A 23,480-nucleotide genomic window follows, 5' to 3' on the forward strand; every position below is an offset into this window, starting at 1 on the left:
CTCCCCTTATCATTCCTTCAAAGCGGCATGCGCTTCCTGGACGACAGCCTCGATAAGTGCATCGCTAAGCCGGTCTTCGGCGTTATCATTCAGTAGATAAAGCAAATATTCTATATTCCCTTCCGGTCCTTTAACCGGCGAAAAAGTCAGGCCTATCGGAGTAAAAGCAAATGACCGGGCCGATGCTGTAACTTTTTGTATCACTTCAATATGAACCGAGGGTTCTCTTACAACCCCTTTTTTGCCGACCTTTTCCCGGCCGGCTTCAAATTGGGGTTTAATCAACGCAATGATATGACCTTGAGGCTGTAAAATATTTTTTAGGACCGGCAATACCTTTACCAGCGAAATGAAGGCTACATCGACCGTAATAAAATCCACATTGTCATCTATATCTGCCGGCGTAACTTCACGAATGTTAGTCCGTTCCATATTGACTACGCGGGAGTCATTTCTAAGCGACCAGGCAAGCTGTCCATAGCCGACATCGACCGCATAAACCCGCTTTGCCCCATTTTTCAGGGCGCAATCGGTAAATCCCCCGGTTGAAGCGCCGACATCCAGCATCACTTTCTCTTCCAGGCTGATAGCAAAATATTGCAGCGCTTTCGCCAGTTTCAGTCCGCCCCGGCTTACATAACCGATGCTATCCCCCGTAAGAATAACCTTGGCATCCGCAGCAACCATATGCCCGGCTTTATCCACCCGCTGGCCGTCAACCAAAACCTTGCCGGCCATAATGCAGGCTTTCGCCCTCTCGCGGCTTGGTGCCAATCCCAGTTTAGTAAGTACTACATCCAATCGCTCCTTCATACTTAACGCACCCCGGCTTGCTGCAGAAATGACATAACGGATTTGGCGATCCCGGCTCCATCCAAACCATATTCAGCAAGCAACTGGGAGCGGGAACCATGTTCGACAAAAGCGTCCGGCAGGCCTAATCTTAACATTTTCACCCAAGCCAGTCTTTGATTATTTATATATTCTAGCACGGCCGAGCCAAATCCTCCGGCCAGTACATTATCCTCCACCGTCACGATGATGCCGGTATCCCGTGCCAGCCGCCGAATCATCGGTGCATCCAACGGTTTAACAAACCGGGCATTGACCACACCGGCCCGGATCCCCTTGGCGGACATTTCTTTACTTGCCTCCAGACAGGGCTCCACCATCGCTCCGAAGGCCAGCAAAACAACATCGGCACCTTGACTTATTTCTTCGGCATTGCCAAAAGGAATCCTCTTTAGCGGCTCATCAACCGGAACGCCAATGCCTGCACCGCGCGGATACCGGATTACAACCGGTCCGTCGGCCATGGTTGCCGTAAACAGCATATGCCGCAATTCATTCTCATCCTTGGGAGCCATTATGGCCAGATTGGGAATATGCCGCAAACAGGAGATATCAAACACCCCTTGATGAGTCGGCCCGTCTTCCCCGACAATACCCGCCCTGTCCAGGGCAAAAACGACAGGTAGTTTTTGCAGGCATACATCGTGGATAATATGATCGTAGCCCCGCTGGATAAAGGTCGAATAAACGGCGACAACCGGACGTTTCCCCATGGCAGCCATGCCGGCGGCCATGGTAATGGCATGCGGTTCGGCTATGCCCACATCAAAAAAACGCTCCGGAAATTTAGCGGCAAACGCTTTGAGACCCGTTCCTGCCGGCATCGCCGCTGTTATAGCCACAATATCTTTGTTTTTCTCAGCCAGCTCAACAATGGTTTGACCAAAAATCTGGGTATAAGTCGGTTTATTGCCCTTTGCTTTTACTTCTCCCGTTTCAATACAAAACGGATTAATACCATGAAACTTATCCGCATTCCGTTCCGCCGGCGCATAGCCTTTTCCTTTACGGGTGACGACATGAACCAAAACCGGTCCTTTTACCCCCTTGGTCTTCTCCAGCACATCCGATAACAAACCGATATTGTGTCCGTCAATGGGACCAAAATAGGTAAAGCCCAGTTCCTCAAACAGCACGCCGGGAACCACCAAATATTTCAGGCTGTCCTTTACTCTTTCGACCGTTTTGGCAACACTGTCCCCAATCGCCGGGATCCGCCGCAGTAAAATTTCCACATCGCGCTTAACCCGCGAATAGGTCGGGTCGGTCCGCATTTTGGCAAGATATTCCGACATGGCCCCTACATTTTTGGCAATCGACATTTCATTATCATTTAAAATAACGGTCAGATTAGTCCCCAAATGGCCGGCATGATTCAGCGCCTCATAGGCCAGGCCGCCCGTCAGGGAACCATCCCCGATTACGGCGATTACATGAAAGCGGTCACCGCTGATATCCCGGGCCAGCGCGATACCCAGAGCCGAAGAAATGGACGTACTGGAATGGCCGGTGCCGAAAATATCATGTTCACTTTCACAACGTTTCGGAAATCCGCTCAGCCCGCCCCACTGACGAATGGTAGAAAAACGGGACCGCCGGCCGGTAAGAATTTTATGGACATACGATTGATGGCCCACGTCCCAGATGATTTTGTCCACCGGACTGTTAAAGGTCTTATGAAGCGCCAGCGTTAACTCCACAACTCCCAAATTAGGCGCTAAATGGCCGCCGTTGCAAGCTATCGTATGTATAAGAAGCCCGCGGATTTCTCCGGCGAGCTTTTCAAGCTGGGCAAGGGAAAGTTTTTTTAAATTTTGCGGTTGGTCAATGCTTTCGAGCAGACTATTCAATTAAGGTCCCCCTATTCAAAAGTGACATAAATTCACTCTGCTATATTATATCACCCGCACATTGTTTATCACCAGTAAAATAAATGAAACCCATAGGCAATGCCAAACCCCAGCAAGGCACCTCCAAGCACTTCCAGCGGTGTATGTCCCAATAATTCTTTCAGGCGGGTATCCCGGATTTTATGTTCCACTTTCAAATCACGCACTAGTTGGTTGATCACTTTCGCCTGCTTGCCGGCCGCATGACGGACTCCGGCGGCATCATACATGACTATGCCGGCTAACACTACGGCCACCGTAAACAGCGAAGACTCCACTCCGTCATGAAACCCGATGGCCGACGCCAGGCTGACAACCAGGGCTGTATGCGAACTCGGCATGCCGCCGGCGCCAATGAGCCGTTCAATATTAATTTCTTTATTTTTAAGATAGGTCGTAAAAAACTTCAAAATCTGCGCAGTAATCCACGCCGTCACGACTGTGACTAATATAATATTTTGGCTGAGTGCCACCAGAAAATTCCCCATAAGACCACCTCATGAATCTCTTGCCAGGAGAAACCGCACCAAATCACGCAATATATCCGCTTCCGTCCCAAAAATATCCAGGGCTGTTATTGCTTTTTCCACCGTCTGCCGGGCCATTTCCCGGGCTTTTTCCAGGCCATATAAAGCAACATAGGTAACTTTGTTATTCTTTTGGTCGCTGCCAATCGGTTTACCGACCAGTTCTTCCTTGCCAACAACATCTAATATATCATCTGTAATCTGAAACGCCAAACCAAATTGTTCGGCATATTCATTGAAACAGTTTAGCTGTTCTTGCGATGCTCCTGCTAAAAGCGCTCCGGCCCTCAATGCGGCCCGGAATAAAGCGCCTGTTTTTCGCCGGTGCATAAATTCCAGCGTAGCCGCATCAATGGATTGGCCTTCGGACAGCAAATCGACGGTTTGCCCTCCCACCATTCCCTGGGCCCCTGCCGCTGCGGCAATTTCCCGCACCGTTGCCAGTAAGACAGCCGGCGCGACACCGGGTTGGGAAAGCATGACTTCAAAGCCGTAAGTTAACAGGGCATCGCCGGCTAAAATAGCCAGGCCGTCACCGTAAACTTTATGGTTGGTTAATTTGCCCCGCCGGTAATCGTCATCATCCATAGCCGGCAAATCATCATGAATTAAGGAATAGGTATGAATCATTTCCAAGCCGCAGGCTACCGGCAAAAATTTCGAACCGTCACTTTGGACGGCATCGGCGGCAGCCATAAGTAAAATGGGGCGTAACCGCTTGCCGCCGGCAAATAGACTATACCGCATCGCCTCAAAAATAGCCGGCGGATATTGCCCGCTGTCAGGAATAAACCGGCCCAGTGCCGCATCAATCATCGCCACCTTCTCTTGGCAGTATTGTTTTAACATTGCTCTTCCTCCCACAGCTCCAATGGCTTTTCGATCAGTTTCCCTTGTTCCATCTGCACGATTTTATCAATTTGTTTCTCGGCCGCGGCTAATCTGGACAAACAAAGTTTCGCCAGGTCCATCCCGGTAGCAAACTTAGTCAAAGATTCTTCTAAGGCAAGTTCACCACTTTCCAATTCATTCACAATCGTTTCCAATTTGTTTAGAGCCTCTTCAAACGATACCGGCCCGATTTCATTGGCGGTTTCTTTTTTTTGCTTCACCGCTGAACTCCTCCTGAATGTCAATTATTTCTGCCGTCAAAGCCCCTTGCTGCAGCACAATCTGTACTTGCTCTCCCAGTGATACGTCCCTTGTATTCCGTACTATTTTCCCCGCCCTGGTCCGGATAATGCCATAACCGCGACTTAAAACCCCCAGCGGATTTAACATGGCCAGCTTTTCTGCCAGTACCTGGAAAGCATGTTGTTTATTAAGATAGATTTGTTTAAACCTGTGTTCCAGCCGCTGTACCTGCTGGTCAGTCATTTGCTGCTTGTCCAATAACATGGCATAAGGCATTCGCAATACCCGGCTGCTTAATAAATGTTCCACCCTGGCGCGCTGTGACTTTAAGTCAATACGCATGGCTGTTTCCAGGCGGTTTTGCAGCGACAACAGGTAACGGCAAAGGTCTTTGACATCCGGAGCGACCAGTTCTGCCGCCTGGGAAGGAGTTGCGGCCCTGCGGTCGGCGGCAAAATCGGCCAGGGTAAAATCGGTTTGGTGGCCAACGGCGGCTACCACCGGAATGGAGGAAGCCGCAATCGCCCGTACCACAATTTCTTCATTGAAAGCCCAAAGTTCTTCCAGACTGCCGCCTCCCCGGCCAACAATAATCACGTCGACCTGCCCTTGCTGGTTTAAAATGCGGATTGCCTGCGCAATCTGGGCCGGCGCTTCCGTTCCCTGAACCTGCACCGGATAAAGAATCAGGGAAATTCCCGGGTAGCGGCGTTTGGAAACGGTTATAATATCCCGTATAGCGGCTCCCGTAGGGGATGTAACAATCCCGACCGAGTGGGGCAGCAAAGGCAAGGCTTTTTTCCGCTCCGGATTAAACACCCCTTCTTTACTCAACTTTTCTTTTAACTGCTCAAAGGCTAGGGTAAGCTCGCCCAACCCTTCCGGTACCAGGTGGTCGATATACAACTGATATTGACCGTCCCGTTCAAATACGGTAATATGTCCACCGGCGATCACTTTGAGTCCGTCCCGGGGGATAAATTTCAAATACTGGGCCCGGCTTTTAAACATGACGGCTTTCATTGTCGCCTGACTGTCTTTCAGCGTAAAATAGCAATGTCCGGAATAATGATGTTTGAAATTGGATATTTCTCCCCGTACATAAACTGCGGCCAGGGTTGCATCCCGCTCAAAAATTTGTTTAATATATTTATTGGCTTCCGTCACCGTTAATATATTCATTCGGTCACCTTCGAAAAATTTTTTCTATACTAATCATATACCAGACATACAAAAAAAAACAGACAAAAGTCTGAATAGCCGGCCTAGCGGCGGTTGCAATACTTTTGGGCCAGGAAACCGCTCGCCGCCCCCATAATAAACCAGAAGAAGTACCCCGGGGGAATGAGATGACCAATGAATGCCCCGGCCAGCGCGCCGAGCAGGATATACGTAAACAAACGGATTCCCTCCTCTCACTTACGTTATATGGTATATGATATGTGAGGGAATTCCGGATGGTGCTAGCGCTCTGTAAACCCTAACTCTATAGTGTTCTTGCGAGATATTTTCCGCCCTGCTTTGTTGTCGTCGGCTTACATATTCTCGATATGCGCGCCTCCTCCGCCGTGCAGGACGAAAAATCTTTCGCAATTCATCCTACAGATTTAGGGACAACAGAGCACTAGCAAAAGGCGCAACCGGCAGCATTATCAGAACTGTAGCGGCTATCCGGGAAAAAGAGGCTGAATCCCTGACTGTGCCGACACAGGTAATCCCGGATAAATTGATTGGCGGAAACTCCGCCAACCAACAGGATTTCCGTCAATCCGGTTTGAGCCACGGCCTGTTTCATTAATTTGACTAACGTCTCCGCCACACAAAGTTGAACACCCGCCGCCAGAGCTGCCGGGGGCTCCCCCTGTGCCAGCAATCGTCGGACATAGGTTTCGGCACCGGAAAAACTAACATTCAAGTTCCGTACGGCAACCGGCACCTTACATAGACCGCTCCGGCCGCAATCAGCCAGCTTTTCCAGATGGGAACCGGCCGGAAAGGGCAAGTTGAGAGCAACGCCAATCCGGTCGACAAATTGTCCGGCCGAAATGTCCAGGCTTCCGCCCAACAAATCAATGCTCATTTGTTGGCTGCTGCCGATACCGACCTTTACGATTTCCGTCGTACCGCCGGAAATATGAACGGCTAAGAAATCAGTCCCTTTTGGTCCGTCGGCAGACCATCTGCCGGCCCAAATATGGTTTTCCTGATGGCTGATTTTATATAGGGGAATCTGTTGCGAAACGGTCAACACCTTGCCGTATCCTTCTCCTACCAGGAAAGCCGGCATATAAGAACCGGGCAGCGGACGCGGACGGTTGGAAACAGTAACTGATTTAAAACGCACCGGTCCGGAAAATTGCGCCATCGCCTCGGCAAAGACCAGCGGTAGATTGCGCGTATGCTGAAACACCATTTCCGATTGGGCTAAGCCACGGCCACCCGGTTTCACCGTCAATACTTTTCGCACATCGGCGAGAAGGTTCCCGGAATCGTCCATAATTGCTACGGAGGTGGTATAACAACTCGTATCAATTCCCAAACGATAATTCATCAAAAACGACCAACCTTTAATCTTTCTTTTTGATCAAAGACCCTAAAATTCCGTTCACGAAACGGCTTGATTCTTCCGTACCAAATGATTTTGCCAATTCAACGGCTTCATTAATAATTACATTGGGCGGTAACGGTTCCGTGCCAAAATTCATTTCATAGACGGCAATACGGGAAATATTGCGGTCTATTCCTGTCATCCGGTCAATTTTCCAGTCAATGGCGGCCTTCGCAATAATATCGTCAATCACTGGCAAATTTGACTGGGTTCCCTTAACCAGCTCACAGGTGTAGAGCCTTGTCTTTTCGTTGATTGCCGGCTGCTCTTGAAAAACACTCTCCAGGGCGGTTTCCGCCTCAGTCTGATTATAATCCAGCTGAAATAATGCTTGTAATGCCATTTCCCGGGCCTGTCTCCGACTCATATGCTTCCTCTTCTCTTATGAGCCTGCTTAAAAAGCGCATCAATCCCATTTTTCGCAGTCCTCTGTCATTATTCAGAGTGCGAAATGTGGGAACGTTGTTGCGGCTGCGCGTTCTCACTCAACGTACGCCTAAGTACGCCTCGTTCGAATGCTCGCCGCGCCTAGTATCTGCATCTTTTTAAGCAGGCTCTCTTGTAATCATAATAATTAGTTTGCTTACCGGTGATACCCCGGTGGTAATAGTTTGTCCAAAATATCCATAATATCTTCTTTCTCGTCAATCCGTTTGCCGATTATATAGCCTACGATAACACACATCGTAATAAACAAAGTCCGGAAAAAGCCAAAAAGGATGATGAGAACGCCCAATATAAATCCCAGGGTAACCCCCAGTATCTTGCCGCTGTGATGCTGCCAAATTTCCGCCAGTAATTTGAGATTCATGCTCAACACCTTCTATTCCACGCGTTGTCGGGGTTTAAATTCGTTGGATATATTCTCCACCAAAATCCGTACATCCACTAATTCGACACCAACTGTATTCTTAATATATTCATTCACTTTGTTTTGCATTTCCGCCGAGACGGCAGGAACATTACTTTCGGGACTCACGATCACTTTTAAATTAACCTTTAACGCTTCGCCCACCGTGCCGACCGCCACTTTTACCCCCCGTACGCCCCGGGTGTGCCGGGCCGCTTTTTCCACCAGATTTTCAATGGCGTTAATCGAAATATGCACATCGCCCATATCCGTATGATGAACAATGGTATCTTTCGCATGACGGGAGCGGACTCCCGCCAGCAACAAACGAATACTGACCATAAAGAATACGGCGCCGATCAAGGCGGCTTCCCAGCGTCCATATACATGCTGCAGGCCTGTCCACAACCAATCCAAAGAAACCAGGCTTAATCCCAGCAGGATTATTCCTAATGACAAAAGCGCCAGCAAAACTGTATAAATTGATAAAATAACGCGGTCAATTATGCCCATAGTATCTTCCCGTAACTCCTTTCTTTAACGCACCCGTATGTCTTCATCCTTTTCTTCCGAACCAAAACCGACACCCTGAACATGAATGTTCACTTCCACAACATCCAAGCCGGTCATCGACTCAATCCCCCGCTTTACATTTTCCTGGACCCGCAAAGCAACATCCGGAATGCGTACACCATATTCAACAATAATATATAAATCTACCGCTGCCTCCCGCTCACCAACTTCTACCTTTACTCCTTTAGAAAGATTCTTTTTGCCAAGCATCTCGGCAATTCCTCCGACTAAACCGGCACTCATACCGGCAACACCGGGAACTTCCGTGGCAGCCAGACCGGCAATAACTCCAACTACTTCATCCGCAATACGAATTGAACCAACATCATTATGTTCGGTTCTTTCCATCCGTTCCTTTTTATCCACTCCCAACCCTCCCGTTAAAATGTAGCAAAAAAGATCAGTCCTAGTAACATACTTTCCTTCCATTTAAAGACCCTTTGGGTCTTTCTTATTAACTCATAACATTATACCAAAGTTTTTCCATTTTTACACTAAAAAATAAGCCTTTGATGCGCAAAGGCTTATCCTGACATTAGGGTCTCGCGCTCACTGTTATATTCTCCGGCTTTACTCCCGCCAGCCGGCTTACCACATCGGCAATTTGAATCACTTCTTCCCGGGTCAGGGAAGAAGCTTTTACGACAACGCTGACCGAATTATTCCGGGTAAAGACCAGCGCATCCATAAAGCCGCGCGCCCTTATGAGATTTTCCATTTCCGCTTCCCGCTGTTTTTCCAGCATCATCTTTAAAATCGCCTCTTGCGCCTTCTGCCGGGCATCTTCAGTAGGGGCATTCTTTATGGCATCCCGCAGCAAATCCGACCGTTCGCTGCGAATCTTTTCCCGTTCAATTCTGTATTCCGTAAAAAAGTCCGGACTTATGGCCGGAATCATGGCCTCTTGCAGTACGGGCTTACTAACCCGTACTGCATTGGAACGGTCTACTTTCGCCTGCCAGCCTGCCAGGTCATATCCCATGAATCCCAATGCCACCATTCCAATGACGGCAAATCCCGTTATGAGTGAAGCCGTTCTCCACAGCCTGCGTAAAATGATTATTTTCATTTTTTCTCCTCACCTTCTTTGTGGCAATACAGTAATCTTATAAGCGGGAATTCCCAGCCCTGCTTCGACAGCCTCCATTAGATCGGCCTTTACTTTGGAATCATAGGCACCGGCCGCAATTACGAGTATTCCTTTTATTACCGGTTTATCTTCCCGGACCGTCACAGGCCGGTCGACACCATTTTCCCGGCTCATGAGAACTTGCTCGCTTTCTTTGGTCTCCGTCGTCGTACGAACCGCACCGTTTGTGTCTTTTTCCTGTACCGTCTTACTTTCCTTTACAACATTTTTATCATGTTCATAGGTACCGTTATCATCTAACGTAATACTGACGGCAACGGAACCGGCTCCTTTTACTTGGGAAAGCAGATTTCCCATTTTGGCCTCCAGCTGCTCTTCATAGCTCCGGTTATTCCCGCTTTGATAGGGTATGGCCGGCGTATTTTCCACCTTGCTTTTAGTTGTTGGTACTTGAATGAGACCTCCCGCTAATAAAAGAAAAACACCCAGCAGTCCCAGAATGATAAGACGAGCGTTAATGACACCGTCGCGCACCAATTGAGCCGGCCAAACTTTTTTGACGCTGGCTATCATTTCATTGAAATTTCCCATTTAAAAGCCTCCTTTCGGTTAATCCGGCATCGTTTCAATTTGAATTTGCTCCGGACGTAACTGATATAACTGAACAATGATATTTTGGATTTTCCTTTTCAGTGCCAAATCAATTTTGTTTTCTTCTTTTGCCGGCGCTTTATCAATGACTATTTTACGAATCGGTGCTTGAGCGGCATGATTTCCCGGACGAATCAGAATCTTAACACTCTCAATTTTAACCGGACCATGTTCCGGTACCAGACTCGCCCGGACGGACACCTGGGCGCCGGCTACACCGTCAACCGCTTCTACCGTCGCCTGGATTTGCCTGGCCATATCCCTTTCATAAAGCTCCAAAGTCAACTGTTCTCGGGCCTGAGCCGTTTTCCGGGTCTCCGCCAGGATTTGCGCCGTTTGTCCGTTCGAAGACGGCATTGCCAGCATGGTTTCTTCTGCCCGCCACGGATGTTGCATCAGCTCGACAACCGGATTCAATATCGCCAGCATGATAAACAGGCCCATAATAACCCGCACAAAACGCTGCATGTTACTGCGGGGCAATAAAAATTCCAAAAATACCGCAAACAGCACGATGAATATAACATTTTTCACCCACATACTGATCATGTCAAACATGCAAATCACCTGTTAAAATAAATTTCTGAGACTACTTCAGCATCATGGTCACACTGCCCACACCTACAATCATGGTAATACTCAGAAAAAACATTAATGCCGCAGTTAAAACCGCCCCAAATGCCAAAAAAAGATTATTGCCAATCCCATCCAGACATTTGGCCATTTTCTCATCTCCCATGGGCTGAACCAGCGCACCGGATACTTTGATGACTAAAATCAAGGCAATCAACTTTATTAATGGCAATAAACATACTATTGCAATTACCATGACACCGAATATGCCCACTACATTTTTGAGAAACAGGGAAGCGCCCATGACTAATTCCACCGTATCGGAAAACATTTTGCCAACTACCGGTATAAATGTTGTCGTAGCATACTTGGCCGTTCGCAGCGTGACCCCGTCGGTCACACTCCCCGCTGCTCCCTGAACCGTGATTACACCGATAAAGGCCACCAGCGTCAATCCCAGAATAACCATGCTGGCTTGTTTAAACAGCGTGGTTAAATTGGTTAAACGATATTGGTCGGATAAATAATTAACACATTCTAAAACAGCCGTTAAAAAAATCAAGGGCAAAATCGCGTCCCGTACAACGACACTAACCGTATTAACCACAAATAACATCAGCGGGGTAAACAATGCAGCCGAAGTAATTGCCCCTACCCCGGCTAAAAGCGATAATAACAACGGCAGCAGCGCTTCCATGAAGCCTACCATCATTCCCACCGTATTCCGGGCAATCGTAAGTATATTATAAAAAGCGGTTAGGGCAATCACCATCAGAAAAATAAAACAAACACTATATGTCAGCAAGGCGATATTCGAGTCTTCAAAAGAATTTTGCAGATTGCGCAATAAGGTGCATAACACCACCAAAAAGAGCAGTTTTCCCATCAGATGAATATTGGTTGCCAGATCCCGGAACAGGCGTTCCCATAACATCCGTTTTATAGTATCCCAGTTAAAGTGAATGCCTTTCGTGCCAATTTCCCGGACTGTCCCACTATTCAGCTGGGGAATTGTTTCATTCAATTCCCTGTTTATCTTGCTCACAAATTGATTGACTTGCCCGACGGATAATTGGTCAAACAATTGCCGGCTGATTTCTTCGTTATCTATGGGAGCGGCATAAACAAAACCGGACAACAGGACCAACAGCATCAAGGTCATTAAATATATTTTCATATAAATTCCTCACTCACGGAATCAACCTTACAATCGTATCGAGCACCAGCGCGATAATCGGTATTGCCATAATCATGACCATAATCTTGCCGGCAAATTCAATTTTACTGGCTACTGCCCCTTCGCCGGCATCCTTGCATACTTGAGAACCAAACTCGGTTATGTAGGCAATGCCGATTATCTTAAGAATGGTATTCAGATACATTTGACTAATGTTTGCCTTATCCGCCAGATCGCGAAACAAATCCAGCACCGCCTGAATCTTGGACAAAACCAGCAGAAAAATCATAATTGCCAAAGTCAGACTTAATTGCACGGCAAGTTCCGGCCGTTGCTGCCGTACTACCAGGATCAGGAGCGTGACAACAAAACCTAACCCGATAATCTGAATCATTTCCATGCCGCCCACTCCCTAAAAAAGTTTAAACACATCCTGCACGGTGGTAAATAATCGTCCCAGCAGCTGGACAACCCAGATCAATACAACGGCAAAGCCGGCCAGGGTGCACAAATGAGCCATATCTTCCTTTCCTGCCTGCTTTAAGGCCGTGTGAAAAACAGAAATCAATATACCGATACCGGCTATTTTGAAAAGTATATCCAAGCTCACCCCCGACACTCCTTCCTCATATCAAAATAATTACTAAAGCCAACCCGCTGCAGATTCCCAAATAGCGGTACATTTTTACATTCTGTTCTTTGAATGACAAGGCTTCCCGTTCGATTTTTCGCAATTCCTCCTGCGCTAAAGAAAGATATTGGAATTGCTCCTGCCGGTCGGTCGTCCCCAAGTTGGCTGCTAAATTAAATAATATTTCGATTTCCGGTTTATTAAGGCACAGCCGGTTTTGATTTTCTTTTAATTTCTGCTGCATCACTTCCAGGGGAGATAGCCAGCCTTTTTGCCTGAGCAGAGTTGCTATATCCCGGAACAGATCAGCTACGGAGCCCTCCATGCCGGCGGCGCACTTTTCCAGGGCTTCCGGCAAAGGGGCAGCAACATAGTTAATATACGACTTTAAGGAAACCAGACAATTTATTAGTTGCGTGATTTGTTTGGGCCGCTCGCTGGAGCGCCATGCCAGCTTAAAGCCGATGCATGTGCCTGAGGTTATGATTAAAATACTGCCGATTACTTTTAACCACATATTTTTACCCCTTTTCTTAGCAAATACAGCATTTTGCCGGTTTGGGCATCCGTGATTTCTTTGACCGTCCCCGGTTGCGGCGTATCATTCAGGATAATATAACGGTGAAAATACAGCCGTTTTATCAACTCGCCCACATAAGGGCGATTCAATATATCCTCAATACTCTGGCCATGCACGGTGGTTATTACACTGGTGCCGGCATGGATTGCTTCACAAATTGCCTCTGTATCTTCTTCCCGGCCCAATTCATCGGTAATAATTACCTGAGGCGCCATAGAACGGATTAACATAAGCATGCCATGGGCTTTTAAACAACCATCCAATACATCGACCCGCTCTCCCAGATCGACGGACGGCACCCCCTGGACACAAGCGGCAATTTCCGAACGTTCATCAACAATTCCCACCTGGGCGCCGGGGAAATTATATCTGGCGTCGCCCGTACTGATATGGCGCGCCAAGTCTCGCAAAATTGTTGTCTTGCCGCAACGCGGCGGCGATATAATTAACGAATTTAGAATTTTTTTTCCGGCAAGGATATAGGGAAAGATCAGGTCGGCACAGCCCGTTACTTCGCGAGCCAGCCGGATATTCAAAGAACTGACGCATTTAAACGTCTTTACCCGTCCTTCATAAAATACAACTTGTCCGGCCACTCCCACCCGGTGTCCGCCTTGCAGCGTTAAAAAACCGGCTCTTAGTTCTTCTTCAAACGCGTAAATTGAATTCTGGCACATCAATAAAAGAGATTTATGAATGTCGTCCGGTTTGCATAGATAAGCCTGTTGTCTTTCCTGAACAGGCTGCCCGCAATTTCCCAGCATTACGTCACCACTTTGGCTACGTAATAACAGCGGCTGGCTGATCCGCAGACGGATCTCCGTTGTCCGGTGCAGTATTTCTGAAGGAACGGATTCAAATATTGCGGTAAGATTAGCCGGCAATACGGGATAGATAGAAGATTTTAATACTGGGTTCATGTCTATCACGTCATCCACCCTTTCTTTACATAGATATGGACAAAACCCAACTTTATGCCAATAAATAAAAAAAATTCCCGACCTGGTCGGGAATTACGGTTTTGAAACTATTTTCTTTTTTTGCCGGCCTTAGCCGTTGGCCGTTGCTTATGCCGCTGCCGGGAAAACGGCTTCTCACCGGCCCGTACCCGGGGACGGATCAAACATTTAGGGCCAAAGCCGATTAAATCCTGACGGTTTGCCTTTTCCAGAGCCTCATATACCAGGGAATAATTCTTCGGATCCCGATACTGCATTAAGGCCCGCTGCAGTCTTTTTTCATGCGGCTCTTTAGCAACATACACTTTTTCGCCGGTTAACGGATTCAGCCCGGTGTAATACATACAGGTGGATAAACTGCCCGGTGTGGGAATAAAATCCTGCACCTGTTCCGGATGATAATTGAGATCACGGATAAATTCCGCCAGTTCTACCGCTTCCCGCAGTCCGGCCCCGGGATGACTTGACATAAAATAGGGCACCAGATATTGCTCTTTGCCCAATTCCCGGTTGACCTGCTGGTAAGCTTTCATAAACTTTAAATAAACATCTTTACCGGCTTTGCCCATGAGCCGGGTTACCTTAGCCGAAACATGTTCCGGCGCAACTTTCAATTGACCGCTGACATGATACTGGCATAATTCCCGTAAAAACACATCATCCTTGGCGGCCAGTAAATAGTCATACCGCAGACCGGAACGCACAAAGACCTTTTTTACGCCTGGTAAATTGCGCAAAATCCGCAACAATTGTAAATAATCGGCGTGGTCGGCCTTTAAATTCCGGCACGGCTCGGGATATAAGCATTGCCGGTTGCGGCAGGTACCCCGTTCCGTTTGTTCCTGACAGGCCGGCAACCGGAAATTAGCCGTAGGACCGCCCACATCATGGATGTATCCCTTAAAATCAGGCAGGCTGGTCAGTATTTTTGCTTCCTTAATAATGGAATCCAGGCTGCGGCTTTGTATCATCCTGCCTTGATGCGATACAATGGCGCAGAAGGAACAACCGCCAAAACAGCCGCGGTGACTGACCAGACTAAATTTGACCTCCTGGATTGCAGGGACTCCACCCGCCGCTTCATAAACGGGATGATAGGTCCGCTGAAAGGGTAGTTCATAAATTTCATCCATTTCAGCCGTAGTTAACGGCAAAGCCGGCGGATTTTGCACCACATACGTTTCGCCGTGGTTCTGAACAATCCTTTTACCCCGGACCGGGTCCTGCTCCAAATACTGAACCTGAAAAGCCGCGGCAAATTTTGTTTTGTCCCGGCAAATCGCTTCATAATCCGGAACCTCGACATAATCCCAAACCGTATCCAATGTATCCGTCAAATAACAGGTTCCCTGAACACTGTGAATATCCCCGGCCTTGATTCCGGCCGCCAGTTGAGCGGCAATTTCTTTGATTTGTTTTTCTCCCATACCGTAGACCAATAAATCCGCCCGGCTGTCAATCAATATAGAACGGCGGATTTTATCCGACCAGTAATCATAATGAGCAAATCGTCTAAGGCTGGCTTCGATCCCGCCGATAATTAACGGAACATCCTTCCACAATTCCCGGATCCGGTTACCATATACGATGGTTGCCCTGTCCGGACGGCACCCCGCCCGGCCGCCCGGCGAATAGTTATCTTTGCTGCGAATCTTTTTAGCCGCAGTATATTTATTTAACATGGAATCCAGATTGCCTGCCGATACCAGCACGCCCAGGCGGGGTTTGCCTAGTTTTTTAAAATCGGCGGTCGAACGCCAGTCAGGCTGGGCAATCATCCCCACCCGGTAGCCCTGCTTTTCCAGCAGCCGGCAGATAATAGCCGGCCCAAAACTGGGGTGGTCTACATACGCATCGCCGCTGACAAATAAAAAATCCAGCTGGCTCCAACCGCGCCTTTCCATATCTTGCCGCGAAATTGGCAAAAAATCATTCTTCATTGTCGGTTACCTCGCTAAAAATAGAAGAGACCCAACGTGAGCCAAGTCTCTTCCGTCTTGAGCCTGCTTAAAAGATGCAGATACTAGGCGCGGCGAGCATTCGAACGAAGGCGTACTTAGGCGTACGCTGAGTGTGAACGCGCAGCCGCAACAACGTAGGTCCCACATTTCGCAATGATTGTCGAGTGACAGAGGATTGCGAAAAATGGGATTGATGCGCTTTTAAGCAGGCTCATCTTAATGAGAAACAGGAGCGGCAGAATATGTTTTTAGCACTACATCCCCGTCTCCGCCTAATTTTTCCTGGGGCTTGCCGTTATATACCAGATCAACGCTGCCGGCATTGCCGAATTTGACCACGATCTTTTTCTCCGCCTCCCAGGTAAGTGTTTCGCCTTTTCTAGGAATTCCTTCGTAAATTTCCTTCCCGTCGGCAACCACCCGCGTCCAGCATTCGCCCGAATATTTTGCCTGCAGAACAACCGGCTTCGCTTGAGGAGATTGCACAGGAGCCGGTGTGGTTGGCGGCGGAACCGGCGCCGGACGAATCGGAACCGGAGCAGGCGCCGGATTCGCTTGCTGAATTGGCGCCGGAACCGTAGGCTGTCCGCCGGACAAATAGAAACCAGCGGCGACGGCCAGCCCTACGACAACCACACCTAAAAGCAATTTAGGCATTTTCGATTTTGGTTTATCGGCTTGATCTTCATCGTTTTCTTCATCCGTATTTTCCGTTTTGGCGTTTATACCGACCGCGACTCCCTGTCCCTGTCCTTGTCCTTGTCCTTGTCCTTGACTTTGACGATACAAATCAACCATTTGATCGCCTTTCAGCCCGAGAAAATTAGCATAGTTGCGGATGAATCCTTTCAAATAGACCTCACCAGGAACGATCTTATAATTGCCTTCCTCAATCGCCGTGAGATAAAGAGCCCGGATGCTGGTTCCATTTTCCACATCCTTAATGGATAGGCCTTTTTTCTCCCGTTCTTCGCGCAGTACTTCACCCACCGTTGGCATAATTAAGCCTCCTGTCCTTTTTCAAATAACCAATGATTTGATTGGCCGCCTGCACTAAATCATTGGCATTTACTTTTAAATCAAAATAATCGCCGGCAACTTCTTCATAACCATATAAAGGATCATAATAATCCGTTAATAAAATTACAACTGCCTCTTCCAGCTTACCTGCAGTAAAACTTGCCATAAGCTGCCGGGATTTTTTTTCCCCCAGTCGCTTTTTCAAGGATTGAATCGCCGCGAAAATAGCTTCCGTATTGGCGCCTGTTCCCATATACTCGGCAAGCAGGCGCTGGATACGAACCGGAAGATCGGCCTGTACCAGTATTTTTTTCCCCTTTTGCATCGCTGCATAAAAAACATCCGGTAAATAGACATTGCCGATTCGTTTACTTTCACACTCCACAACAATAAACGGCTGCCCGTTCAGAGATTGCAGCAGGTTAAGCAGCTGCGCGTCGAAGTTTTTTGCACTGGCCGGCATTCCCAGTCCAATTTGACCGAAAATAGACCCGCGATGATTGGCCAACCCTTCCAGGTCAATCACCGGAATTCCCTGCCGGGACAGCAGGGAAAGCAGCCCGGTTTTGCCGACTCCGGTCGAACCGCACAATACTACAATTTCAGGGTTTATTTGGAAATCCTGCAAGCTTTCTAAAACATACCGGCGGTATGCTTTATAGCCTCCCCGTAATTGCCATGACGGGATTCCCATAAGTTCCAGGATACTGACAACCGAACGGGACCGCAATCCGCCGCGCCAGCAATAAACAATCAGAGGTTGTCCCAGAGCGGTATAGTGGCGGACCTGTTTGACCAGTTCAGGCAGTTTCGTGGAAACAATGGCCAAGCCCCGTTCTTTCGCATCGTCCGCACTGACTTTATGATAAACCGTTCCGACTTCGGCCCGCTCTTCATCCGTAAACAAAGGAATGTTAACGGCTCCGGGAATATGGCCGGCGGCGAACTCGCCGGGAGAACGCGTATCAATATAGACTGGGTTATTTAAAACTCTGGCGTGTTCAAAATCAATCACTTTATGCAACATATATCACCACATATACTTATCATCTAGTTTACCCAAATTATTTCTGAAAATAACGTGAATAGACCTGGTCTGAAGTCATAATAATCTCCCTGGCTTTGCTGCCTATGTTAGGACCCACAATTTTCATTTCTTCCATCGAATCGATGAGCCGGGCCGCCCGGGTATACCCAATGCGGAATTTGCGCTGCAGCATCGATGTGGATGCCTGCCCGGTCTCTAAAACCATGCGAACGGCTTCTTCCAATAACTCATCCGTATATTGGTCTTCCTGTTTAGCCGGGGAAGCAGCTTCCACACAATTGGTAACACCCTCCGCATATTGCGGTTCCGCTTGTTTCTTAATAAAGGTAATCAGTTCCTCAACCTCGCCGTCGGTAATAAAAGCGCCCTGCACGCGAACCGGTTTGGCCGCCCCCACCGGATAAAACAGCATATCTCCTTTGCCCAATAATTTTTCGGCTCCGGCCATATCCAAAATAGTTCTGGAATCAATCTGGGAAGAAACCGCAAAGGAGATGCGGGAAGGAATATTGGCCTTAATAATGCCCGTAATTACATCAACCGAAGGACGCTGCGTCGCCAGGACCAGGTGAATTCCCGCCGCCCTTGCTTTTTGGGCCAGGCGGCAAATGGCGTCTTCCACGTCAACCGGCGCTACCATCATTAAGTCGGCCAATTCATCAATAATAATTAGAATTAAAGGCAGCTGACTCTCCTCAGTCACCTCGTTATAACGGGCGATATCGCGAACCCCGGAAGCGGCAAACAAAGCATAGCGCCGTTCCATTTCCTGGACTGCCCACCGTAATGCCGATGCCGCCTTTTGGGAATCCGTCACGACCGGCACCAGAAGGTGAGGTATCCCATTATAATTGGATAACTCAACCATTTTGGGATCTACCAGAATGAATTTAACCTCTTCCGGATGGGCCTTAAACAAAATACTGGTAATCAAAGTATTAACGCAAACACTTTTCCCCGAACCGGTTGACCCGGCAACAAGCAAATGCGGCATTTTCGCCAAATCAGCGATAATTGTCTGTCCGGCAATATCCTTACCCAACGCCACGGTCAAACGGGAAGCCGCTTTTTGAAATTCATCGCTTTCCAGTACTTCCCGCAATGGAACACTGGCGACTTCCTTATTGGGCACCTCAATACCAATAGCGGCTTTACCGGGAATCGGCGCTTCGATCCGCACACCGGAAGCAGCCAACTTGAGAGCCAGATCATCGGCCAGATTAACAATCCGGCTTACTTTAACCCCTGGAGCCGGTTCCAACTCATAACGGGTCACGGTTGGACCCTGGCAAGTATTAGTAACCCGGGCGCTAACATTAAAATTTTTGAGAGTTTCTTCCAGTAAGGCGGCATTTTCTATTACTTCTTTGTTCATTTTAGTGGAACGAACTTTGGTTTGTTTTTTTAGTAGGGATAAGGAAGGAATTACATAGGACGCCATAGGGGGAAAAGAAACTGTTTCCCCGGCATCGGCGCCGGCAGCTTCTCCGGTCCCCGGCTCATCAGCCGGCAAAATGTCCGCCGTTTTTTTGATTTTTTTAACGGTGAAAGATTTTTGCTCTTCTCTTTCCTGATTATAAATAGAAACAGACCGACTATCCTCTCTTCTTTCCTCGTGCACCTTTTCCAAGGTACAGGCCAGGGCATCGCGGGCATTGGTAAAACCATCGGCGGCACGCTCTTTGGCCGCCATCAACCCCGCCGACAAAGACCAGCTTGTAGCCATTAAAAAGGCGCAAATCAACAACCCGGCCAAAACCACAAAGGCTCCATAAAAACCGAGAAACTTACGTAAAATAAACAATAGCATGCCGCCGGCCAAGCCGCCGCCAGGCATCAAATTCTCCGGCATGATTTCCTGACCGGACGCAAATTTGAAATGCTGGAATATTGCGAGAGAAACTAAATAAAACAGGCATAAGCCCCAAAACTTTATGGAATAGGTTATCCCGCGGCGGATCCATATATACCGCCAGCCGATAATGACAACCAAAACCGGTATCACAAAGGAACCAATCCCGAAAGAGTATTTTAAGACTTTGGCCGCCAGCAAACCGGCCGGTCCCGTATTTAAGCCAATAAGACTTATGATTCCTAACATTCCCACGGTGACGAAAGCGATTCCCATTAATTCATATTTTAATTCCGGTGCCAAGTCTGACAGAATTTTTGGCAAGATACAACACCTCTAAAAATAAATTTTTCTACATAGCAGCCAAAAATCCTCTATTTACTTGGTCTTCCCTCCATATCCTGATAAAAAAGAAGAAAGCTCCCTAACCCGGGGAGCCTGATAAATCTGCATAAGCCGGACGATAGGTCAGCAGAGCGCCCGGCTGAAACTCGGGGCGCAAATAATTTTGCGGATCACTCGTTACAATCCGGACAATCCGATACTGAGCTGCTGAAATTTTCTCAACAACGGCCTTTACGCCGGCATATTCAATTTCTTCATAGGCGGGAGATTTGTCGATGCCGTCCAGCACCATTTCCAACGGCAATATAGTCCATAAAATCATTATTGTTTCAACCCCTTGGTCTCTTTCCGGGCGTTAATCAATTCCTGTAATTTATCCAATGCCTGGGCAACACCTCCCACTTCGTCAATCAGACCGGACCGGACGGCGTCCTTGCCAACCAGGGAAGTCCCTATATCGCGCGAAAGTTCGCCAGTCTTAAATAATAGTTCCTTCCATTTTTTTTCACTTATACTGGAGCGATTGACAACAAACTTATTTACCCGCTCCTGCATTTTTTCCAGGTAATCGAAGGAACTTGGCGCCCCAATTACCAATCCGGTTAAGCGAATCGGGTGAATGGTCATACTGGCGCTTTCTACGATATAGGAATGGGTTGCCGATACTGCGATGGGGACCCCGATACTATGACCCCCGCCCAAAACAATGGATACAGAAGGTTTCGACATGCTCGCAACCATTTCCGCGATTGCCAAACCGGCCTCCACATCGCCGCCTACCGTATTTAGCAACAAAAGCAGTCCTTCAATCTCCGGATTTTGCTCAATCGCTACTAATTGCGGCATAATATGCTCATACTTCGTTGTTTTATTTTGCGGCGGCAGCACCATATGCCCCTCAATTTGACCGATAATGGTCATTACGTGAACATTGGTTTTTGCCGTAGGCACTTCCGGTGTTCCCATTTCCTGAATATTTTCGGCCGGAGAATTGCGCTTAGCCTGCCTTGTCTTCTTATTAGGAGCCGCAGGTGGAACAGGTAAGTCAGGATGTTCCGGGTTGACTCCCGGTGGAGCAACTACAGGATTGTCATTTTCTAGCATAGTATCCCTCCGTCACTGTAATTCTCATTTAGTATTAACCATAAACCGAAATTCATACCCAACGAGTTATTGCATCAGCTAAACACAAGAAAGACCGCTACGCGTCTTTCGGCTCAGGGCTCAGGGAAACCATCGGAAAATCATTACTTTATATAGTAAAAAACTCCGGATTGAGCTTTTCAATCCGGAGAAGAAACTTTGCGCGCCTATTAAACTTCCATTATAATGGGCAAAATCATCGGACGACGGCGGGTTTTTTCGTATAAATATTTTCCCAGTGTATCCCGGACATTGCTTTTGATAACGGCCCACTCCGTAATACTGTTCAACTCACACTTTTCCAAAGCCTGCTTTACCTTTTCCCTGGCTTCTTCCATTAGTTGTTCCGATTCGCGTACATATACAAAACCGCGGGATACAATATCAGGACCTGCTATCACTGCACTGCGCTGTTTATCCATTGTTACAACTACAATGAGGATTCCATCCTGGGCAAGCTGCCGCCGGTCCCGCAATACAATGTTACCGACATCCCCGACACCCAACCCGTCAACCAGAACATTTCCGGCGGTAACTTTGCCGTTTATGGCACCCTGGGCCGGTGAAAATTCAAGTACCTGGCCGTTTTCCGCCACAAATATATTTTCTTTCGGCATGCCTAACTCCTGGGCCAGTTTTGCATGCTTTTTCAAATGGCGGTATTCACCGTGAACAGGGATAAAAAACTTAGGCCGGATCAAATTATGGATCAGTTTCAATTCTTCCTGGCTGGCGTGGCCGGAAGCATGAATTCCCGACGTTGCCTCATAAATAACATCCGCCCCTTGGCGAAAAAGATAATCAACCGTCCGGGACACCATTTTTTCGTTGCCGGGAATGGGGGTCGCCGAAATAATTACCGTATCCCCCGGTAGGATTTCAATTTTTTTATGATCGGACATTGCCATCCTGGTTAACGCCGCCATGGGTTCCCCCTGACTGCCCGTTGTTAAAATAACAATTTCAGCAGCAGGATAATTCGGAATTTCATCAATGTCGATCAAGGTTCCTTCCGGTACGGTCAAATAACCCAATTCCAACGCAATAGTAACCACATTTATCATACTGCGTCCCAGTATCGCCACTTTCCGTTTGTATTTAACGGCCATGTCGATGGCTTGCTGAATCCGGTGTATATTAGAGGAAAAAGTAGCAATAATAATCCGTTCCCGGGCATGCCGGAAGGCCTCATCAAACGCTAATCCCACCGATTTCTCACTCTGGGTATAACCGGGCCGTTCGGCATTCGTACTGTCCGCCAGTAAAACCAGGACTCCCTTGGTTCCCAATTCGGCAAAGGCATAGAAGTCAGTCACCTTTCCATCGATTGGTGTTTGGTCCAGTTTGAAATCGCCCGTATGAACAATCGTCCCAACCGGTGTCCTCACCGATATGGCTACCGCATCGGCGATACTATGGCTGACGCGAATAAAACCAACCTTGAAACAGCCAACCTGGATTTGATCCCCGGGCTTAACCGCCACCAAATTGGTGGCCGGTACATTATTTTCCTTTAGCCGTCCTGCAAGGATTCCCAGGGTAAGCCTTGTACCATAAACAGGTACATCTAATTGTTTTAGTACATAGGGCAAAGCACCAATATGGTCTTCATGCCCATGGGTCAGAACAATCGCCTTAACTGAATCGCGATTTTCCAACAAATAAGTAATATCCGGAATCACTAAGTCAATGCCCAGCATGTCATCTTCCGGAAACATGAGTCCGGCATCAATAACAATCATCTCGTCGCCATAACGGATGACTGTCATATTCTTCCCAATTTCCCCCAAACCGCCCAGGGGAATAATTTGAACTTTTTGTGGTAATTTTGCCAAAAACCACTACACCTCCATTGTTTGTTATAAGCAATACTAAACTAAGCATTTCGTCCCTTGTAGTTGCCGCTCATTACCCACTAGGAAAAATGTCCGTTCCGTTCACTTGCTTCTAATTATATCGTAATTAGAAGTTTACAACAAGTGGCAAATGGCCTGTGCGTTTATTATATGCAAAAGCC

At 47.8% G+C, this 23,480-nt stretch carries 27 protein-coding genes; all 27 read right to left on the reverse strand.

Annotation, left to right across the window (positions count from 1 at the left end):
- Window positions 1-9: 9 nt before the first annotated feature.
- The 27 genes from LUCIF_RS16140 to LUCIF_RS16265 all read right to left on the reverse strand — a co-directional run bounded on the left by LUCIF_RS16140 (window position 10) and on the right by LUCIF_RS16265 (window position 23,298).
- A complete protein-coding gene (locus tag LUCIF_RS16140) occupies window positions 10-813 on the reverse strand; it encodes a TlyA family RNA methyltransferase (RefSeq protein ID WP_122628920.1) in 804 nt (267 codons plus the stop codon).
- Between the two features lie 2 nt (window positions 814-815).
- On the reverse strand, window positions 816-2,702 hold the full coding sequence (gene dxs / locus LUCIF_RS16145; protein WP_122628921.1) for a 1-deoxy-D-xylulose-5-phosphate synthase: 1,887 nt from the start codon (window positions 2,700-2,702) through the stop codon (window positions 816-818).
- A 68-nt stretch (window positions 2,703-2,770) separates the two neighbouring features.
- Entirely contained in the window at window positions 2,771-3,229 is a 459-nt protein-coding gene (locus LUCIF_RS16150; protein ID WP_122628922.1) for a divergent PAP2 family protein, read from the reverse strand.
- Between the two features lie 9 nt (window positions 3,230-3,238).
- Window positions 3,239-4,117, reverse strand: a complete 879-nt coding sequence (locus tag LUCIF_RS16155) for a polyprenyl synthetase family protein (protein WP_122628923.1) — start codon at window positions 4,115-4,117, stop codon at window positions 3,239-3,241.
- Window positions 4,111-4,380, reverse strand: coding sequence for an exodeoxyribonuclease VII small subunit (gene xseB, locus LUCIF_RS16160; protein WP_122628924.1), 270 nt, complete (start codon window positions 4,378-4,380; stop codon window positions 4,111-4,113). The genes LUCIF_RS16155 and xseB overlap by 7 nt, the downstream gene beginning before the upstream one ends.
- Complete coding sequence (gene xseA, locus LUCIF_RS16165; protein ID WP_122628925.1) at window positions 4,352-5,584, reverse strand: exodeoxyribonuclease VII large subunit; 1,233 nt, start codon at window positions 5,582-5,584, stop codon at window positions 4,352-4,354. Before xseA ends, xseB begins: the two co-directional genes overlap by 29 nt.
- Before the next feature lie 83 nt (window positions 5,585-5,667).
- Window positions 5,668-5,802 (reverse strand): hypothetical protein, encoded by a 135-nt coding sequence (locus LUCIF_RS27030; protein WP_279386965.1) that lies wholly within the window; start codon window positions 5,800-5,802, stop codon window positions 5,668-5,670.
- Window positions 5,803-6,026: 224 nt separating this feature from the next.
- Window positions 6,027-6,953, reverse strand: coding sequence for a Kae1-like domain-containing protein (locus LUCIF_RS16170; RefSeq protein ID WP_122628926.1), 927 nt, complete (start codon window positions 6,951-6,953; stop codon window positions 6,027-6,029).
- A 16-nt stretch (window positions 6,954-6,969) separates the two neighbouring features.
- Window positions 6,970-7,377, reverse strand: a complete 408-nt coding sequence (nusB, locus tag LUCIF_RS16175) for a transcription antitermination factor NusB (protein WP_122628927.1) — start codon at window positions 7,375-7,377, stop codon at window positions 6,970-6,972.
- 216 nt (window positions 7,378-7,593) lie between these two features.
- The gene (locus tag LUCIF_RS16180) at window positions 7,594-7,821 is read right to left on the reverse strand and encodes a DUF2273 domain-containing protein (RefSeq protein WP_122628928.1); all 228 of its coding nucleotides are present in this window, start codon (window positions 7,819-7,821) and stop codon (window positions 7,594-7,596) included.
- Window positions 7,822-7,833: 12 nt separating this feature from the next.
- A complete protein-coding gene (amaP, locus tag LUCIF_RS16185) occupies window positions 7,834-8,373 on the reverse strand; it encodes an alkaline shock response membrane anchor protein AmaP (protein WP_122628929.1) in 540 nt (179 codons plus the stop codon).
- A 24-nt stretch (window positions 8,374-8,397) separates the two neighbouring features.
- Window positions 8,398-8,799 (reverse strand): Asp23/Gls24 family envelope stress response protein, encoded by a 402-nt coding sequence (locus LUCIF_RS16190; RefSeq protein ID WP_122628930.1) that lies wholly within the window; start codon window positions 8,797-8,799, stop codon window positions 8,398-8,400.
- A gap of 169 nt (window positions 8,800-8,968) precedes the next feature.
- Complete coding sequence (locus LUCIF_RS16195; protein ID WP_122628931.1) at window positions 8,969-9,502, reverse strand: SpoIIIAH-like family protein; 534 nt, start codon at window positions 9,500-9,502, stop codon at window positions 8,969-8,971.
- Between the two features lie 9 nt (window positions 9,503-9,511).
- Window positions 9,512-10,114, reverse strand: a complete 603-nt coding sequence (locus LUCIF_RS16200) for a SpoIIIAG-related protein (protein ID WP_122628932.1) — start codon at window positions 10,112-10,114, stop codon at window positions 9,512-9,514.
- Window positions 10,115-10,132: 18 nt separating this feature from the next.
- Window positions 10,133-10,732: a stage III sporulation protein AF gene (spoIIIAF, locus tag LUCIF_RS16205; protein WP_122628933.1), complete on the reverse strand. Its 600-nt coding sequence runs from the start codon at window positions 10,730-10,732 to the stop codon at window positions 10,133-10,135.
- Window positions 10,733-10,763: 31 nt separating this feature from the next.
- Window positions 10,764-11,924, reverse strand: a complete 1,161-nt coding sequence (spoIIIAE, locus tag LUCIF_RS16210) for a stage III sporulation protein AE (protein ID WP_122628934.1) — start codon at window positions 11,922-11,924, stop codon at window positions 10,764-10,766.
- A 13-nt stretch (window positions 11,925-11,937) separates the two neighbouring features.
- Window positions 11,938-12,324: a stage III sporulation protein AD gene (gene spoIIIAD, locus LUCIF_RS16215; protein ID WP_122628935.1), complete on the reverse strand. Its 387-nt coding sequence runs from the start codon at window positions 12,322-12,324 to the stop codon at window positions 11,938-11,940.
- Window positions 12,325-12,336: 12 nt separating this feature from the next.
- On the reverse strand, window positions 12,337-12,534 hold the full coding sequence (gene spoIIIAC / locus LUCIF_RS16220) for a stage III sporulation protein AC (RefSeq protein WP_122628936.1): 198 nt from the start codon (window positions 12,532-12,534) through the stop codon (window positions 12,337-12,339).
- Between the two features lie 16 nt (window positions 12,535-12,550).
- Window positions 12,551-13,072, reverse strand: a complete 522-nt coding sequence (spoIIIAB, locus tag LUCIF_RS16225; protein WP_122628937.1) for a stage III sporulation protein SpoIIIAB — start codon at window positions 13,070-13,072, stop codon at window positions 12,551-12,553.
- Window positions 13,063-14,055 carry a stage III sporulation protein AA gene (gene spoIIIAA / locus LUCIF_RS16230; RefSeq protein WP_122628938.1) on the reverse strand — a complete coding sequence of 331 codons (993 nt, stop codon included), beginning with the start codon at window positions 14,053-14,055 and terminating at the stop codon, window positions 13,063-13,065. Before spoIIIAA ends, spoIIIAB begins: the two co-directional genes overlap by 10 nt.
- Before the next feature lie 107 nt (window positions 14,056-14,162).
- On the reverse strand, window positions 14,163-16,034 hold the full coding sequence (locus LUCIF_RS16235; RefSeq protein ID WP_122628939.1) for a YgiQ family radical SAM protein: 1,872 nt from the start codon (window positions 16,032-16,034) through the stop codon (window positions 14,163-14,165).
- A gap of 237 nt (window positions 16,035-16,271) precedes the next feature.
- A complete protein-coding gene (locus LUCIF_RS16240; RefSeq protein ID WP_122628940.1) occupies window positions 16,272-17,054 on the reverse strand; it encodes a helix-turn-helix domain-containing protein in 783 nt (260 codons plus the stop codon).
- Complete coding sequence (gene mnmH, locus LUCIF_RS16245) at window positions 17,038-18,102, reverse strand: tRNA 2-selenouridine(34) synthase MnmH (protein WP_207857846.1); 1,065 nt, start codon at window positions 18,100-18,102, stop codon at window positions 17,038-17,040. The genes LUCIF_RS16240 and mnmH overlap by 17 nt, the downstream gene beginning before the upstream one ends.
- 37 nt (window positions 18,103-18,139) lie before the next feature.
- Window positions 18,140-20,299 (reverse strand): FtsK/SpoIIIE family DNA translocase, encoded by a 2,160-nt coding sequence (locus LUCIF_RS27035; RefSeq protein WP_370745596.1) that lies wholly within the window; start codon window positions 20,297-20,299, stop codon window positions 18,140-18,142.
- A 100-nt stretch (window positions 20,300-20,399) separates the two neighbouring features.
- Complete coding sequence (locus tag LUCIF_RS16255) at window positions 20,400-20,642, reverse strand: YlzJ-like family protein (RefSeq protein ID WP_122628941.1); 243 nt, start codon at window positions 20,640-20,642, stop codon at window positions 20,400-20,402.
- A complete protein-coding gene (locus LUCIF_RS16260) occupies window positions 20,642-21,424 on the reverse strand; it encodes a ClpP family protease (protein ID WP_122628942.1) in 783 nt (260 codons plus the stop codon). The genes LUCIF_RS16255 and LUCIF_RS16260 overlap by 1 nt, the downstream gene beginning before the upstream one ends.
- A gap of 209 nt (window positions 21,425-21,633) precedes the next feature.
- Entirely contained in the window at window positions 21,634-23,298 is a 1,665-nt protein-coding gene (locus LUCIF_RS16265) for a ribonuclease J (protein ID WP_122628943.1), read from the reverse strand.
- Window positions 23,299-23,480: the final 182 nt, after the last annotated feature.

It is taken from the genome of Allolucifera butyrica, assembly GCF_900476375.1.
Taxonomy (GTDB): domain Bacteria; phylum Bacillota; class Negativicutes; order Sporomusales; family UPPP01; genus Lucifera; species Lucifera butyrica.

Excerpts from the sequence above, each read along its gene's own strand:
- LUCIF_RS16200 (WP_122628932.1), bottom strand. The coding sequence starts at position 10,114 with ATGGGAAATTTCAATGAAATGATAGCCAGCGTCAAAAAAGTTTGGCCG.
- amaP (WP_122628929.1), bottom strand. The coding sequence starts at position 8,373 with ATGGGCATAATTGACCGCGTTATTTTATCAATTTATACAGTTTTGCTG.
- LUCIF_RS16170 (WP_122628926.1), bottom strand. The coding sequence starts at position 6,953 with ATGAATTATCGTTTGGGAATTGATACGAGTTGTTATACCACCTCCGTA.
- spoIIIAA (WP_122628938.1), bottom strand. The coding sequence starts at position 14,055 with ATGAACCCAGTATTAAAATCTTCTATCTATCCCGTATTGCCGGCTAAT.
- mnmH (WP_207857846.1), bottom strand. The coding sequence starts at position 18,102 with ATGTTGCATAAAGTGATTGATTTTGAACACGCCAGAGTTTTAAATAAC.
- LUCIF_RS16195 (WP_122628931.1), bottom strand. The coding sequence starts at position 9,502 with ATGAAAATAATCATTTTACGCAGGCTGTGGAGAACGGCTTCACTCATA.
- spoIIIAE (WP_122628934.1), bottom strand. The coding sequence starts at position 11,924 with ATGAAAATATATTTAATGACCTTGATGCTGTTGGTCCTGTTGTCCGGT.
- LUCIF_RS16240 (WP_122628940.1), bottom strand. The coding sequence starts at position 17,054 with ATGCCAACGGTGGGTGAAGTACTGCGCGAAGAACGGGAGAAAAAAGGC.
- spoIIIAF (WP_122628933.1), bottom strand. The coding sequence starts at position 10,732 with ATGTTTGACATGATCAGTATGTGGGTGAAAAATGTTATATTCATCGTG.
- xseA (WP_122628925.1), bottom strand. The coding sequence starts at position 5,584 with ATGAATATATTAACGGTGACGGAAGCCAATAAATATATTAAACAAATT.
- spoIIIAD (WP_122628935.1), bottom strand. The coding sequence starts at position 12,324 with ATGGAAATGATTCAGATTATCGGGTTAGGTTTTGTTGTCACGCTCCTG.
- LUCIF_RS16235 (WP_122628939.1), bottom strand. The coding sequence starts at position 16,034 with ATGAAGAATGATTTTTTGCCAATTTCGCGGCAAGATATGGAAAGGCGC.
- LUCIF_RS16140 (WP_122628920.1), bottom strand. The coding sequence starts at position 813 with ATGAAGGAGCGATTGGATGTAGTACTTACTAAACTGGGATTGGCACCA.
- LUCIF_RS16155 (WP_122628923.1), bottom strand. The coding sequence starts at position 4,117 with ATGTTAAAACAATACTGCCAAGAGAAGGTGGCGATGATTGATGCGGCA.
- LUCIF_RS16255 (WP_122628941.1), bottom strand. The coding sequence starts at position 20,642 with ATGATTTTATGGACTATATTGCCGTTGGAAATGGTGCTGGACGGCATC.
- spoIIIAB (WP_122628937.1), bottom strand. The coding sequence starts at position 13,072 with ATGTGGTTAAAAGTAATCGGCAGTATTTTAATCATAACCTCAGGCACA.
- LUCIF_RS16150 (WP_122628922.1), bottom strand. The coding sequence starts at position 3,229 with ATGGGGAATTTTCTGGTGGCACTCAGCCAAAATATTATATTAGTCACA.
- LUCIF_RS16260 (WP_122628942.1), bottom strand. The coding sequence starts at position 21,424 with ATGCTAGAAAATGACAATCCTGTAGTTGCTCCACCGGGAGTCAACCCG.
- nusB (WP_122628927.1), bottom strand. The coding sequence starts at position 7,377 with ATGAGTCGGAGACAGGCCCGGGAAATGGCATTACAAGCATTATTTCAG.
- LUCIF_RS16180 (WP_122628928.1), bottom strand. The coding sequence starts at position 7,821 with ATGAATCTCAAATTACTGGCGGAAATTTGGCAGCATCACAGCGGCAAG.